This is a genomic window from Arenimonas sp. MALMAid1274 (assembly GCF_049195245.1).
GTDB lineage: Bacteria > Pseudomonadota > Gammaproteobacteria > Xanthomonadales > Xanthomonadaceae > Arenimonas.
Genome location: NZ_JBMIRR010000027.1, coordinates 563574 through 578259, shown reverse-complemented (window position 1 = coordinate 578259; position 14686 = coordinate 563574). Strand labels below are relative to the sequence as shown.

Genomic DNA, 14686 nt, shown 5'->3' with positions numbered 1-14686 from the left:
GGCTCTATCCGATTTCATCCGCGTCAATCCGTGGCCAAAAAAAATGAAAACCATCCTGACCGACATTGAAGGCACCACCAGCAGCATCTCGTTCGTGAAGGACGTGCTGTTTCCGTATGCGCGGCGGGCGCTGCCGGCGTTCGTGGCCGCGCAGGGCGACGAGCCGGAGGTACGGCGTTGGCTGGACGTGGTGGCGGCGGAGAGCGGCGGCTTGTGCCAGGACGACATGATCGTGGAGACGCTGCAGGGCTGGATCGACCAGGACCGCAAGCACACCGCGCTCAAGGCGCTGCAGGGCATGGTGTGGAGCCATGGCTATGCATCGGCCGACTTCCGCGCCCACATCTATCCCGATGCGGCGCAGGCGCTGCGGGCCTGGCATGAGGCCGGCCACGCCATCCATGTCTATTCCTCGGGCTCGGTGCCCGCGCAGCAGCTGTTCTTCGGCCACAGCGATGCGGGCGACCTGCGGCCCCTGGTGTCGCAGTGGTTCGACACCGAGGTGGGCGGCAAGCGCGAAGCCGACAGCTACCGGCGCATCATTGCCGCGATCGACCGTCCCGCCGACGAGGTCGTCTTCCTCTCGGACGTGGTCGAGGAACTGGACGCGGCCCGCGAGGCCGGCCTGCACACCGTGCTGCTCGACCGCCGCGAGGACTATCCGCAGCCCCGCCACGGCGAGGCCACCCACGGGCATCGGCGCGTCGAGTCCTTCGCCGACATCGAGCCCGACCGCACGTGACACTCCGCGCCGCCGCGCTGGCGCTGCTGGCCTGCGCGGGGCTGCTTTCCGCCGCAGCCGTCGCCAAGGATCCGGTGAGGGCCAAGGCTGAAGCCCTGCCCTTGCCCGACCGCGCCGCACCGGCACGCGGCCCCGATCCGCGCCTGCTGAGCGGTCTGGACGCGCTGGCGCCGCAGCGGCCGGGTCACCCTGACTTGTACGTGCTGGGCGTCGCCGGCGACGGCAGCGAGCAGGTCTTCCTCAATGAAGTGCGGCACCTGCAGGCCCTGGCGGCGCAGCGTCTGGACGCGCGCGGGCGCGTGCTGGTGCTGGCCAACCACGCCGACCAGCCCGGCCAGCCACCGCTGCCCGTGGCCAGCGTCACCAACCTGCAGCGGGCGCTGGCGGGCATCGGCGAACGCATGGACGTGGACGAGGACCTGCTGCTGGTCTACTTCACCACCCACGGCACCGACGACCATCGCCTGCTGCTGCGCCGGTCGCGCCGCAGCGACGTCCTGCTCGAGCCCCGGCAGATCCGCGCGGCGCTCGACGCGGCCGGCATCCGCCATCGCGTGATCGTGATTTCGGCCTGCTTCTCGGGCGGTTTCGCGCCGGCGCTGCGCGATCCCGACACACTGCTGCTGATGGCCGCACGCCGCGACCGCCCGTCCTTCGGCTGCGGCAACGATTCGGTGGCCACGTATTTCGGCCGCGCCTGGCTGGTGGATGGACTCAATCGCGAGCTGGATTTCGTGCGCGCCTTCCACAGCGCCCGGCGCGACATCCGGCGGCGCGAGCGCGATGACGACCTGCCCTGGTCCTGGCCGCAGATCGACCAGGGCCGCCGCATCGGCCGGCAGCTGGCCGCCTGGCGCGAGGCGATGACGCCGGGGCCGGCGCTGCCCTACCCGTTCGCGGAGCCGGACGACGACGACGCCGCCGGCCTTACTCCGCTGCGTCCTGCAGCCGGTAGGTCCGTTCCGCGCTGACTTCGCCGCGCCAAGGATCCTGGCTGCGGACCTGGATGCGATGCTCGCCCGCCGGCAGGTGGGTGGGCAGCGTGCCGCGCCAAAGGTGCGTGGACACCTCCGCCTCCGGCGACCGGTCAAAGCCACGCAAGTCGGCGGCCTCGTCGTCGCGCAGGTTTTCGGCCACCAGGGCCGGATCGGGGCGGTCCACCTTCTGCATCGGCTGCCACGCGCCCTCGTTGATGCGGTATTCCACGACGGTATCGGGCCGGCCCATGTACACGTTCGCGAACACGCCGTAGCCGGGATAGGCGCCGCGGCGCAGTACCTTCGGCGCCGTCAGCCCGATGGCGTGCGCGGGGTCGGCGCCGGCGACCTGCCAGCTCAGCCGCACGCGTCCGTCCTGGCGGGCCGTCAGGCGGCCCCAGCCGTTGGGCGTGCCGTCGGCCATGCGCGCGTCGGGAATGCCCTGCCCGTCCTTCACGCCGCTCCAGTAGGCGCCGCAGGCCGCGCCCAGGTTGTACTCGTGCAGCGGCGATGCCCCTTGCCAGCCGTCGGCCGCGCCATGGAAGTGGTGGCGCTGCTTGTGCCCGTGTGCGCTGAGCAGCAGCAGGTTCGGGAACGGCCTGAGCATCGCGAACAGGCGCTCGCGGTCGGCGCGGCGGAAGGTTTGCTCGCCGGGCTCGTCGAAGAAAGGAATGTGCACGGCCAGCACCAGCAGCCGCTCGCGCGGCAGCGTCGGCAGGTAGGCGGCGAGGAAGGCGAACTGGTCCTCGCGCAGGCCGCCGATGTACGCCGGCTTCTGGCCGGGCCGGTAGATCACGTCGTCGAGCAGCACGAAGCTGGCCTCGTGCTCTTCCCAGGCATAGGTGTCCGGGCCGTAGGTCTGCTGGAAGCTGAGCAGGGAGTCCTCGTCGCGCGTGGCGTCGAAGTCCAAGTCGTGGTTGCCGGCCACGTGCAGCCAGGGCAGGCGCAGGCGCGCGGTGGCGCGGTTCATGGCCGGGTACAGCGACAGGTCGTCGCTGACGATGTCGCCCAGGGTCAGGCCCAGGTCGCCCGCGGACGCGGGCACGTAGCCGCGCCGGCCATCGCGGCCCGGACGTGAATGCAGGGCCAGCACCCTTTCGACGATGTCGCGCTCGTAGTAGCCCACGTCCACCGCAGTCTTGGGCTGCGGATCGCCGAACAGCAGTACGTCCAGCTCACCCGCACGGCGCGGGTCGCGGCGCAGCGCGAACTGCGGGCAGTCCGTCGCGGCGGCCGCGCGGCCGCCGTAACGCAGCTCTTCGCCACGCGCCGGACCCTGGGGACGCCAGTGCCCGGGGAGCCCGTCGCTGCCGGGCGGCACGCGCCAGCCGGCGGGCTTGATCACGAACAGCGGTCCCTGCGCGTTCGGCGACAGCGGAAAGCGACCCTGGGCGTCGGTGCGCACCACGCTTGCGCCGAGTCCGACGGCGACATCGCGCAAGCCGGGCTCGCCGCGGTCCTGCCGGCCATCGCCATCGCGATCGTCGAACACCAGGCCGGTGGCGCAGGCCATCGGCGCGGGAGCGGCCGCCGACAGGGCGGGCACCGACAACAGGGCGATCAGCAGCAACAGGCAGCGTGGACGCATGGCGACTCCCGGCGTTGCGCCGATTATCGCCCGAAACGCGCGGATCGCTGCACGGGGTGCTCACCCGGGGGCGCGCGACCGCGCTGGCGGTGGATCGCGACTAGGGCGTCGGCGCCGCGTGCCGACCGCGCAGCACCGCCACCACGTCCTGCCAGCCCAGTCCGCGGGCCCGCAGCAGCACGGTGAGGTGGAAGGTGAGGTCGGCGGCTTCGCCCAGCAGCGCGGCATCGTCCTGCACCACCGCCGCCAGCGCGGTCTCCACGCCCTCCTCGCCCACCTTCTGCGCGATGCGGCGCACGCCGGCACCGAACAGCTTGCTGGTGTAGCTGCCCTCGGGACGATCGCGTTCGCGGTGCGCCACCAGCGCGTCAAGCTCGGCCAGGAAATCACCCGGCGCCTCGGCGAAACAGCTGGTGCGGCCCAGGTGGCAGGTGGGGCCGCGCGGGGTGGCCTGCACCAGCAGGGTGTCGGCATCACAATCGGCGTCCAGCGACGCCAGTTCCAGCACGTCGCCGCTGGTCTCGCCCTTCATCCACAGCCGCTGCCGGCTGCGGCTGAAGAAGGTGACGCGGCGCGTGGCCAGCGTGGCCTCCAGGGCGGCGCGGTCCATGTAGCCCAGCATCAGCACCCGCCGGCTGCGCGCGTCCTGCACGATGGCGGGCAGCAGGCCATCCTGCTTGTCCCAGGCCAGGGCGTCGATCTGCTCAGGCGTCATCACGCACCTCGATGCCCTGCGCGCGCAGGACGGTCTTGAGTTCGGGGATCCGGACCGCGCCGGAATGGAAGACGCTGGCCGCCAGGGCCGCGTCCACGTCGGCCTGGCGGAACACGTCGACGAAATGCGAGGCCTCGCCGGCACCGCCGGAGGCGACCAGGGGTACCGCGCAGCGGGCGCGCACCGCCTGCAGCTGGGCGATGTCATAGCCCGTGCGCACGCCGTCGGCGCCCATGCAGTTGAGCACGATTTCGCCGGCGCCCAGCGACTGCGCCTGCTCGACCCAGTCCAGCGTGCGCTGGGCCAGGGCCCGGGTGCGGTCAGGATCGCCGGTGTGGCTCCGCACGCGCCATTCGCCGTCGGCGTCGCGCAGGCTGTCGATGCCGACCACCACGCACTGCACGCCGAACTCGGCCGCCAGTTCCGACACCAGGACCGGCCGTTCCAGCGCCGGCGTGTTGACGGAGACCTTGTCGGCGCCGGCATGCAGCACCGCGCGCGCCTGCGCGACCGAGCGGATGCCGCCGGCGACGCAGAACGGGATGTCCACCAGCCGCGCCACGCGCTCGACCCAGGCCACGTCCACGCCGCGGCCTTCGGGGCTGGCGGTGATGTCGTAGAACACCAGCTCGTCGGCGCCCTCGTCGCGGTAGCGCAGCGCCAGGTCCTCGATCGCGCCCATCACCACGTGGTCCCGGAAGCGCACGCCCTTCACCACCTGGCCCTGCTTCACGTCCAGGCAGGGAATCAACCGACGGCTCAGCATGGCGCCTGCTCCCCGATCACGTCCTGCAGCTTGAAGCGGCCATCGAGCAGCGCCTTGCCCAGCACCACGCCGCCGCAGCCGGCCGCGCGGGCTGCGGCCACATCGGAAGCGGCGTGCACGCCCCCCGAGGCCTGCACTTCCAGGCGCGGGAAGCGAGCGCAGAGGTAACGGTACAGATCGAAGTTCGGGCCCGACAGCATGCCGTCGCGGCTGATGTCGGTGCACAGCAGGTGGCGAAGCCCCACCTCGGCGTATGCGGCGGCCAGCACGTCCAGCTCCTTGCCGCCCTCTTCGGTCCAGCCGTGCACCGGCAGCCGCCAACGCCCTTCGGCATCGCGGCGGGTATCGAGCGCGACGGTGATGCGGTCGGCGCCGTAGCGCGTGACCCAGGACGCCACGCGGCCCGACTCTCGCACGGCCAGCGAGCCGACCACCACGCGGTCCGCGCCGGCGGCCAGCAGGGCTTCGACGTCGGCTTCGCCGCGCACGCCGCCGCCGGTCTGCACCTTCAGGCGCGTGGCGGACTTGAGCTCGGCCAGCAGCGGAGCCAGCGTGTAGCCACCGGCGCGCGCCGCGTCCAGGTCCACCAGGTGCAGCCAGCTCGCGCCCGCCTGCGCGTAGCGCGAGGCGACCGCCAGCGGCGCGTCGTCGTAGCGCGTCTCCTGCGCGTAGTCGCCCTGGCGCAGACGCACCACGCGGCCTTCGCGCACGTCGATGGCCGGGTACAGCGTGAAGCCCGTCATGCCCAGGATCCTTCCAGGAAGTTTTTCAGCAGCCGCGCGCCCACCCCGGCGGAACGCTCCGGGTGGAACTGCGCGCCGGCGACGTTGCCGCGTTGCACCAGTGCGGCGAACGGCTCGCCATGGCCGCAGGCGGCAACGCAGTCGCCGGTGACCGGCGCGGCGTACCCGTGCACGAAATAGGCCTGGGCGCCTTCGGCGATGCCCGTCATCAGCGGCGTCGGCCGGGTAGCCTGCAGGCGGTTCCAGCCCATGTGCGGCACCCGGATACCTGGCGAGGCAGGCATCGCCCGCACGCGACCGGGCAGCAGGCCGAGGCAGTCCACGTCGCCCTCGTCGGATCCCTCGAACAGCAGCTGCATGCCCAGGCAGATACCCATGAGCGGCTGGCGCAGCGTGCGCAGCGTGTCAACCAGGTCCAGCTCGCGCAGGCGCGCCATCGCCGGCGCCGCCGCACCCACTCCGGGCAGGATCACGCGGTCGGCGGCGCGGATGGCGGCCGCGTCGGCGGTCATCGCCGCATCCACCCCCAGCCGCGCCAGCGCATAGCGCACCGAGCCGATGTTGGCGCCGCCCGAATCCACCAGCACCACGTTCACAGCGTGCCCTTGGTACTGGGCAGCTCGCGCCCCTCGCGCCGGATGGCCTGGCGCAGCGCTCGCGCCACGGCCTTGAAGCAGGCCTCGACCATGTGGTGGGTGTTCTCGCCGCGCACCTGCAGGTGCAGGTTCAGGCCGGCCGTTTCGCACAGCGAGCGGAAGAAGTGCGGCACCAGTTCGGTGGCGAGTCCACCCACCTCGGGGCGCGGGAAGCTGCCTTCGAACACGAAGTACGGGCGGCCGGACAAATCCACCGCGGCGCTGGCCAGGGTTTCGTCCATCGGCAGCGTGATCGCACCCTGGCCCGAGGAATCGCCGTAGCGGCCGATGCCGCGCTTGTCGGCCAAGGCCTCTCGCAGCGCCTGGCCGAGCGCCAGCGCGCTGTCTTCCACGGTGTGGTGTTCATCGATGTGCAGGTCGCCGGCGCAGGTGAGCTGCAGGGCGAAGCCGCCGTGTTTGCCCAGCTGCTCGAGCATGTGATCGAAGAAACCGAGGCCCGTGCTCACCTCCGGGTCGGCCGCGCGGTCCAGGTCCAGGCGCACGCGCACGCGCGTTTCCTTGGTGACGCGTTCGATGGTGGCCACGCGCGGCGCATCGGCCAGCTCGTGCGCCACCTGGTCCCAGGTATCCGGACCGGGCGCCAGCTTGTAGCCGCGGCAGCCCAGGTTGGCGGCCAGCTGCAGGTCGGTGTCGCGGTCGCCAACCACGGCCGAGCCGGCCAGGTCGATGCTGCGATCGCGCAGGTAGTGCATCAGCAGGCCCAGGCCCGGCTTGCGGGTGGGCTTGCCCTCGTGCTCGAAGCTTTCATCAATAAGGATCTCGCGGAACACGATGCCCTGCGAGGCCAGCACCTGCAGCATCAGCGCCTGCGGCCCCTCGAAGCTTTCGCGCGGGAAGCTGGCCGTGCCCAGGCCGTCCTGGTTGGTGACCAGCACGAACTGGAAGCCGGCGTCGCGCAGTTTGAGCATGGCCGGGATCACGCCGTCCACGAAGCGCAGCTTCTCGTAGGCGTCGATCTGGAAGTCAGGCGGCTCGGCGATGAGGGTGCCGTCGCGGTCCACGAAAACGATGCGCTGCCTGCTCATGCCGCCGCCCTCCCCGTGGCCAGCGCGGCGAGCACGCGGTCGTTCTCGTCCGGGCTGCCGATGCTGATGCGCAGCGCGTCGCCCAGCTGCGGCGAGGCGCGCATGTCGCGCACCACCACGCCCGCGGCCAGCAGCCGCCGGAACGCGGCCTCGGCATCCTCGAACCGCACCAGCAGGTAGTTGCCCTGCGAGGGGTACACGCGCCGCACGCCGGCGCAGTCGGGCAATTCGTGCAGCAACCGCTCGCGTTCGGCGCGTACGGTCAGCACGCGGCCGCGCGTCTGCGCCAGCGCCGGCTCCGACAGGCCCGCCAGCGCCAGCTGCACGCAGGGCGACGGCAGCGGGTACGGCGCCTGGCAGTTGCGCAGCACGCGGATCAGCTCGGGCGCGGCCAGCAGGCAGCCGATGCGGGCCGCCGCCAGCGCATGCGCCTTGGACAGCGTGCGCAGGACCGCGACATTGGGCTGGCGCTCGATGTGCGCCGCGATCGACGGCTGGTCGGAATATTCCCCGTAGGCCTCGTCAACCACCAGCAGGCAGCGTCCCGCCAGGCGGCGCGCGAGCGCCAGCAGGTCGTCCACGGGCACCGACTGCCCCGTGGGATTGGCCGGCGAGCACAGGAAGACCAGCTTGGCGCCGTGGCTCACGGCGGCATCGGCAATCGCATCCAGGTCGCACACGAAACCTTCCGCATCATCGCGCAGCGGAACCTCCACCAGCGGCGCGGCCTGAAGGCGGGCGCTGACCGCATACATGCCGAACACCGGCGGCGCCACCACCACGGCGTCCATGCCCGGCACGCACAGCGCGCGCACCAGCAGGTCGATGGCCTCGTCGCTGCCCCGACCCACCAGCACGCTTTCGGCGCTGACCCCGTAAAGCGTAGCCAGCCGCTCGCGCAGCGCGGCCGGCTGCGGATCCGGATAGCGGTTGGCGCCCAGGCCAGCGTCGGCGGGATTGCGCCAGGCGCTTTCGTTCGCGTTGAGCCAGACCGAGCCGCGCACGTCGGCGCGACGGGCCGAGGCGTACCCGGCGAAGTCCCGCAGATCGGGTCGCACCAGCTCCAGCAGGCCGCTCATGCCCCTGCCTCCAGCCGGCGCAGCACCGATTGGGCGTGCGCCTCCAGGCCCTCGGCGCGCGCGATCGCAACCGCGTCCGGACCGATCAGGGCCAGGCCCTCGCAGCTGACTTCCTGCACGCTGATCGAGGTCTGGAAACTGGCGACGCTGACGCCGCTCCAGGCCCGCGCGGCGCCATTGGTCGGCAGCACGTGGTTGGTGCCCGAGCAGTAATCACCCAAGGATTCGGGCGCAAAATCGCCCAGGAACACCGAGCCGGCACTGCCCACCTTCGGGAGCCAGGCGCGCGCGTCGCGCAGCGCCAGGATCAGGTGTTCGGGCGCATAGTCGTTGCTGATGTCGAAGGCCGTGCCGAGGTCTTCGACCTGCACCAGGCGCGCATGCTCCAGCGCACGCAGCGCGATCGCCTCGCGTGGCAACGCGGCCAGCTGGCGCCGCACTTCCTGCTCCACGGCATCGATCAGGCCGCGGTCGTCGGTGAGCAGCACCACCTGCGAATCGGGGCCGTGCTCGGCCTGCGACAGCAGGTCGGCCGCCACGTGGGCCGGCGGCGCGCCGGCGTCGGCGATCACCAGCACTTCCGACGGTCCCGCCGGCATGTCGATCGCGGGTCCGCCGACCATCATCGCCGCCAGCTGCTTGGCAGCGGTGACGTAGCGGTTGCCGGGGCCGAACAGCTTGTCGCAGCGCGGCACGCTGTCGGTGCCCAGGCTCATCGCCGCGATCGCCTGCGCGCCGCCGAGGGTGTAGATGCGGGTGATGCCGCACAGCGAGGCCGCGGCCAGCACGGTCGGGTCGGCGCTGCCGTCGGCGCGCGGCGGCGTGCACAGCACCACTTCGGCGCAGCCCGCCAGCTGCGAGGGCACGCCCAGCATCAACGCGGTGGACGGCAGCGGCGCGGTGCCGGCGGGCACATACAGGCCCACGCGCGGAATCGGCCGCAGGAGCCGGCCGCAGCGTACGCCCGGCGCGGTGTCCACTTCGAACTCGCGCGCCATGCCGGCGCGGTGCCAGGTCAGCAGGCGGTCGCGCGCCTGCACCAGGGCCTCGCGTAGGCGCGGCTCCAGCGTGGCCACCGCATCGGCAATGGCATCCACCGGAACGCGGAAGCCCGCCAGCTCGACGCCGTCGAAGCGGCGGGTCAGCGCACGCAGCGCGGTGTCGCCGTCGGCGCGCACCTGCTCGAACACGCGGCGCACGGCCGCCTCGATTTCGGCCTGGCCGTCGGCGCCCGGTCGCGCCAGGCAGGCGCGGCGCTGCGCCGGATCCAGCTCATTCCAGACGATGCGCTTCATGCCAGCATCTGCTCCACCGGCAGCACCAGCAACCCGGAGGCGCCGGCGCGTTTCATGTCCTCCAGCCGCTGCCAGGTCATGGCGCTGCGGCACAAGGCCTGCAGTGCCACCTGCCCCGCCTGGCCTTCGATGGCGGTGACGGTGGGTGGCTCGGCATCAGGCAGCAGCTTGATCAGGCCGGGCACGGACTCGCGGCTGGCCTGGAACAGCACCAGCTTGCTGGCGCGCACGCTCATCACGCCGTCGAGCCGGCGCAGCAGCATGGCCGCCAGCTCCGCGCGCTCGTCGGCGAAGGGCTGCGCAGGCGCCACCAGCATCGCCTCGCTTTCCAGGATGACGGCCACTTCCTTGAGCTGGTTGGCCATCAGGGTGCCGCCGGTGGAGACGATGTCGCAGATGGCCTCGGCCTTGCCCAGGCGCGGCGCGATCTCGACCGAGCCCGACAGCATCACCGGCTCGGCGTCCACGCCCTGCTCGCGCAGCCAGCGCGCCATCAGCTGCGGATAGCTGGTGGCGATGCGCAGGCCGGCCAGGCGCTGCGGTCCGGTCCAGTCCCAGTCGTTGGGCACGGCCACCGACAGCCGGCAGCGGCCGAAGCCCAGCTTGCGGATCGGCTTGAAGGCTTCGCCGCGGCCGTCGGCCAGGCGTTCGCAGGCCTGTTCCTCGAGCACGTTGCCGCCGACCACGCCCAGGTCGCAGACGCCCTCGGCGATCAGGCCGGGGATGTCATCGTCGCGGACCAGCAGCAGGTCGATGGGCAGGGATTCGCCATAGCAGAACAGCCGGTCGCGGCTTTCCCGGAACACCAGCCCGGCCCGCGCGAGCAGGTCCCGGGCCGGGTCGGACAGGCGGCCGGATTTCTGGATGGCAATGCGCAAACGGTCGTGCGTCCTCATGACGCTCTCCGGGTAATCAATCGGGTGGGTTCAGTGCGAGGCGTCGTGGGCGTGCGTGCCCAGGCGCTCGGCGGCGATGCGGTAGCCGCCGGCGCCCAGGTCCAGGCAGCGCGCGACGCGGCCGATGGTGGTGACGCTGACGCCGGTACGGTCGTGGATTTCCCGGTACGGGACCTCCGCGATCAGCAGCGGCACCACGCGCCAGCGGTCGGCGATGGATTCGAGTTCCGAGGGGGTGCACAGGTCGTCCAGGAAGGCCCGGACCTCGCCCGCCGAGCGCAGGCTCAGCAGGGCGTCGATCAGGCCTTCCAGGGCGGGACTGGGCGGCTCGGTGGCGGGGTCACGGCGTTTCATTGCGCTAATGTAATAGCGTGCTATTACAAAAGCAAGCCTGGCCGGCCCCATGGCCTTGGCGCGTGCCCACGCATAGAGTGACCGGGTCAGGGGAAGGGACAACGTGGCCGCGCTCAGATTCGCCGCCCTGCTGTGCTGGTGCCTGCTGCTGTCCGCCCTGCCGGCGGCCGCGGCCGGTCCGGCCGTGCTCGACGCCGGGCGCGAATCCCTGCCTCTCGGACCCTACCTGCAGTACCGCGTGGACCCCGAAGGCCACGCCGACGCCGCCAGCCAGTTCGCGCAGGCCGAGCGCGGCAACTTCCAGCCCCTGCCCGACGGCAGCACCACCTTCGGCTTCACCGACGGCGCGCACTGGTTCCATGCCCAGCTGTTCAACCACAACAGCCCGGAACGTCGCTGGCTGCTGGTGCTGCACTACCCGCTGCTGGACAACGTGGACGTGTACCTGCGCTATCCCGACGGCCGCGTCGAACACCGCGCCTCGGGCGACACCCTGCCCTTCAGCGCGCGCAGCATCCGCTACCGGCACCCCAACGTCTGGGTGGAACTGCCGCCGCGCACGGAGGTGGAGCTGCTGGTGCGTGTCTCGAGCCGCAGCTCGCTGCAGGTGCCGTTGGCGCTGTACACGCCCAAGGCCTTCGCCGAGCTCGAGCGCGACTCGCAGTTCGGCATCGGCATCTTCTACGGCATCCTGCTGGCCCTGCTCTGCTACAACCTGGTGCTGTGGCTGTCGCTGAAGGACGCCAGCCACTTCTGGTACATGTGCCACGTGGCCGGCTTCGGCCTGGTGATGTTCTGCCTCAATGGCCTGGCTTTCGAATACCTGTGGCCGAATTCGCCATGGTGGGCCAACCAGGCCATCCCGCTATCCATGGCGCTGTCGCAGATCGCGATGCACCAGTTCTGCCGGGTGTTCCTGGAAACGGCCACGCGCCAGCCCTATGCCGACAAGGTCTCGCTGGCGCTGATCGCCTTCTTCGTGCTGATGGGCGCGGCCTCGTTCGTGATCGACTACCGCGATTCGGTTCGGCCGATGACGATGGCGGTGTTCCCGGGCGCGCTGTTCATCCTTTACCTGGCCATCAATTCGATCCGCAAGGGCTACGCGCCGGCGCGCGTGTTCCTGCTGGCCTGGGCCTTCCTGCTGCTGGGCACGGCGCTGTACGCCTCGGTGTCCTTCGGCCTGCTGCGCAAGACCTTCATCACCGAGTACGCGATCCAGATCGGTTCGGCGCTGGAGATCATCCTGCTGTCCTTCGCCCTGGCCTACCGCTACGCCCGGCTGCGCGGCGAGAACGAGCGGCTGGTGCACGAGCACAACGAACAGCTCGAGCGCCACGTCGCCCGCCGAACCTCCGAACTCAGCACCGCGCTGGAACAGCTGGCCGAGGCCAACCAGCGGCTGCGCGAATCCAACCGCCGCGACGCGCTCACCGGCCTGTTCAACCGCCGCCACTTCCGCGAAATGTTCGAGCACCAGCTGCATCACGCCAACGAGCACCAGCAATCGCTGGGCGTGCTGCTGATCGACCTGGACCATTTCAAGGACGTCAACGACACCCACGGCCACCTGGCCGGCGACGAATGCCTGCGCTGGCTGGGGCGCTGCCTGCACGACACCCTGGTCGAACACGGCGCGCTGCTAGCCCGCTTCGGCGGCGAGGAGTTCGTGGTGGTGCTGCCCGACATCGAGGCCGACCGGCTGCTGCAGGTCGCCGAGCACCTGCGCCTGAAGATCTGCGGCGAGGCGGTGCGCTACGCCGGCAACAATATCGGCCTCAGCGCCAGCATCGGCGCCTACCTGCTGCAGCCGGGCAGCGGCATCGGCGTGGACGAGGCCCTGCACCGGGCCGACGACGCGCTGTACGCGGCCAAGAACCGCGGCCGCAACTGCGTGCACGTGGCCGAGCCCGCGGCCGCGCGCTGAGCCTCAGTCCCGCGCGGCCCGCGCCGCCGACAGCAGCCGGCCTTCCTGCACGAGGCGCACGGCCGTGGCCACGTCGCCGTCCATCGCGCGGTCGCGACCCATGAACGGAATCGCCTCGCGCAGCGCGGCCCAGGCCGCCTTCACGGCCACGCCCGGCTGGAACTCCGCGGATGCGGCCAGCTCCTGGCGCAGGCCCTCGACCTCGGCCAGGAAACCTTCGCGATCCGGATGGCCTGGCAGCGGTGCGCCCTGCACCTTGGCCGCAAGGGCTTCGGCGTCGCCGTCGCGGGCCAGGCCGCGCGCGGCGTTGATCATGTCGCGGCGGTAGTCCAGTGCCTGCGCCGCGGTGTAGAGCTCCAGCGCCAGGACGTGGCCCAGGTCCTGGGTCATGTCCAGCACGTGGCGGCCTTCGTTGGCGCCCATGGACACGTGGTCCTCGGCGTTGGCGCTGGTGGGGATGGAGTACACGCTTGCCGGATGGGCCCGGCTGCACAGGTCGTTGACCAGGGCGGCGGCGGTGTACTGCACGATCATGAAGCCGCTCTCGGTGCCGTCCTCGTTGCCGATCAGGAACGGCGGCAGGCCGTCATTGGTGGCCGGATCGACCAGCTTGTTCAGGCGCCGCTCGGAGATCGAGGCCAGCACCGGAATGGCGGCCTTGAGGTAGCTCATCGCCAGCGCCAGCGGCATGCCGTGGAAGTGGCCGGCCGAAACGACCTGGTCTTCGATCTGGATGCCTCGGCCGCTGCCGTCGGCCGCTTCGGCCAGGTCCGGGAACAGCAGCGGATTGTCCGTGACCGCGTTGAGTTCGATGTCCACGACCCGCTTGGCCTGCTCGAGCGCGTCGCGCACCGCGCCGTGCACCTGCGGGATGCAGCGCAGCGAGTAGCTGTCCTGCGGCTGGTGCTTCTTGCCGCCGCGGAAGGGGCGGAAGCGCTGGTAAAAACGCTCGCGCCCGTGCCGCTGCGAGAACGGCACCCAGTCCCACCCCAGGTCGAAGCCCAGCGCCTGGCGCGCCGGCACGGTCCAGCTGTCGGGCTGCCAGGGCCGGAAGCGCGGCACCAGGTGGTAGGCGATGTCCGACAGCGTGGAGCCCTGCAGCAGCTGGCGCAGGTTTGCGGCCACGTGCACCTGGCCCGGATGCGGGCGCAGCGCATGCACGTGCGGATCGAAAGCGCGCAGGCGTCCGGCGAAGGCGTCCAGCGTCATCGCGGCGGCCAGGTCGGCGGTGTCGAGCAGGTCTTCCAGGCGTTCGATCGCCAGCACGGCGGTGGCCAGCATCTGCGCGGTGCCGTTGTTCAGCGCCAGGCCTTCCTTGTGCGACAGCTTCACCGGCGACAGCCCGGCCAGGCGCAGCGCGTCGGCACCGGGCATGCGTTCGCCGTCGTAGAAGGCCTCGCCGCCGCCCAGCAGCACGATGGCCAGGTGCGACAGCGGCGCGAGATCGCCGCTGGCGCCCACCGAGCCCTTCTGCGGCACCACCGGCACGATGCCGGCGTTGAGCAGCGCGGCCAGGGCTTCCAGCACCGACGGGCGGATGCCCGAGTGGCCGCGCATCAGGGTGTTGATGCGGATCGCCAGCATCGCCCGCACCACCGGCGGCGCGAAGGGTTCGCCCACGCAGACCGCGTGGGTGACGATCAGGTTGTGCTGCAGCTCTTCGAGCACGCTGTCGCCCGAGTCGGCCGCGCCCGGCAGGCCGGCGCGTACGCGATGCGCACCCAGCAGCTTGTCGGCATTGCTGCCGAAGCCGGTGGAGACGCCGTAGATCGGCTCCTGCCGCCGCACCTGCTCGGCCAGGAAATCCGCGGCGCGCTGCACCGCCGCCATGCCGGCCGGATCCAGCCGCACCGGCGCGCCGTGCGCGATCTCGGCCAACTGCGCGCGATTGAGGCTGTTGCCGTCGAGCAGGATGGGCTTCAT

General features: G+C 71.5%; 14 protein-coding genes. 3 read left to right on the top strand and 11 right to left on the bottom strand.

The features are described from left to right. Positions 1-43 precede the first annotated feature (43 nt). Positions 44-742 (top strand): acireductone synthase, encoded by a 699-nt coding sequence (mtnC, locus tag ACOQFR_RS11240; RefSeq protein WP_421381894.1) that lies wholly within the window; start codon positions 44-46, stop codon positions 740-742. Beyond that, on the top strand, positions 739-1713 hold the full coding sequence (locus ACOQFR_RS11235; RefSeq protein ID WP_421381892.1) for a C13 family peptidase: 975 nt from the start codon (positions 739-741) through the stop codon (positions 1711-1713). The genes mtnC and ACOQFR_RS11235 overlap by 4 nt, the downstream gene beginning before the upstream one ends. Here the strand turns inward: ACOQFR_RS11235 and ACOQFR_RS11230 are convergent. The 10 genes from ACOQFR_RS11230 to ACOQFR_RS11185 all read right to left on the bottom strand — a co-directional run bounded on the left by ACOQFR_RS11230 (position 1670) and on the right by ACOQFR_RS11185 (position 10836). Beyond that, positions 1670-3307, bottom strand: coding sequence for a calcineurin-like phosphoesterase C-terminal domain-containing protein (locus tag ACOQFR_RS11230; protein WP_421381890.1), 1638 nt, complete (start codon positions 3305-3307; stop codon positions 1670-1672). The two genes, ACOQFR_RS11235 and ACOQFR_RS11230, sit on opposite strands and share 44 nt — an antisense overlap. Positions 3308-3407: 100 nt before the next feature. Beyond that, the gene (gene hisIE, locus ACOQFR_RS11225; protein ID WP_421381888.1) at positions 3408-4022 is read right to left on the bottom strand and encodes a bifunctional phosphoribosyl-AMP cyclohydrolase/phosphoribosyl-ATP diphosphatase HisIE; all 615 of its coding nucleotides are present in this window, start codon (positions 4020-4022) and stop codon (positions 3408-3410) included. Beyond that, complete coding sequence (hisF, locus tag ACOQFR_RS11220; protein ID WP_421381886.1) at positions 4012-4788, bottom strand: imidazole glycerol phosphate synthase subunit HisF; 777 nt, start codon at positions 4786-4788, stop codon at positions 4012-4014. Before hisF ends, hisIE begins: the two co-directional genes overlap by 11 nt. Next, the gene (hisA, locus tag ACOQFR_RS11215) at positions 4782-5531 is read right to left on the bottom strand and encodes a 1-(5-phosphoribosyl)-5-[(5-phosphoribosylamino)methylideneamino]imidazole-4-carboxamide isomerase (protein ID WP_421381884.1); all 750 of its coding nucleotides are present in this window, start codon (positions 5529-5531) and stop codon (positions 4782-4784) included. The genes hisF and hisA overlap by 7 nt, the downstream gene beginning before the upstream one ends. After that, positions 5528-6127, bottom strand: a complete 600-nt coding sequence (hisH, locus tag ACOQFR_RS11210; protein ID WP_421381882.1) for an imidazole glycerol phosphate synthase subunit HisH — start codon at positions 6125-6127, stop codon at positions 5528-5530. Before hisH ends, hisA begins: the two co-directional genes overlap by 4 nt. Then, positions 6124-7212 carry a bifunctional histidinol-phosphatase/imidazoleglycerol-phosphate dehydratase HisB gene (hisB, locus tag ACOQFR_RS11205; protein ID WP_421381880.1) on the bottom strand — a complete coding sequence of 363 codons (1089 nt, stop codon included), beginning with the start codon at positions 7210-7212 and terminating at the stop codon, positions 6124-6126. Before hisB ends, hisH begins: the two co-directional genes overlap by 4 nt. After that, a complete protein-coding gene (gene hisC, locus ACOQFR_RS11200; RefSeq protein WP_421381878.1) occupies positions 7209-8291 on the bottom strand; it encodes a histidinol-phosphate transaminase in 1083 nt (360 codons plus the stop codon). Before hisC ends, hisB begins: the two co-directional genes overlap by 4 nt. After that, positions 8288-9586, bottom strand: coding sequence for a histidinol dehydrogenase (hisD, locus tag ACOQFR_RS11195; RefSeq protein WP_421381876.1), 1299 nt, complete (start codon positions 9584-9586; stop codon positions 8288-8290). The genes hisC and hisD overlap by 4 nt, the downstream gene beginning before the upstream one ends. Then, positions 9583-10482: an ATP phosphoribosyltransferase gene (gene hisG / locus ACOQFR_RS11190; protein ID WP_421381874.1), complete on the bottom strand. Its 900-nt coding sequence runs from the start codon at positions 10480-10482 to the stop codon at positions 9583-9585. The genes hisD and hisG overlap by 4 nt, the downstream gene beginning before the upstream one ends. A 30-nt stretch (positions 10483-10512) precedes the next feature. After that, on the bottom strand, positions 10513-10836 hold the full coding sequence (locus ACOQFR_RS11185; RefSeq protein ID WP_421381872.1) for a YerC/YecD family TrpR-related protein: 324 nt from the start codon (positions 10834-10836) through the stop codon (positions 10513-10515). 103 nt (positions 10837-10939) lie between these two features. Here ACOQFR_RS11185 and ACOQFR_RS11180 point away from each other — a divergent pair, with 103 nt between their 5' ends. After that, the gene (locus tag ACOQFR_RS11180; protein WP_421381870.1) at positions 10940-12763 is read left to right on the top strand and encodes a sensor domain-containing diguanylate cyclase; all 1824 of its coding nucleotides are present in this window, start codon (positions 10940-10942) and stop codon (positions 12761-12763) included. Between the two features lie 3 nt (positions 12764-12766). Here ACOQFR_RS11180 and ACOQFR_RS11175 read toward each other — a convergent pair whose 3' ends face one another. Then, on the bottom strand, positions 12767-14686 hold the full coding sequence (locus ACOQFR_RS11175) for an HAL/PAL/TAL family ammonia-lyase (protein ID WP_421381868.1): 1920 nt from the start codon (positions 14684-14686) through the stop codon (positions 12767-12769).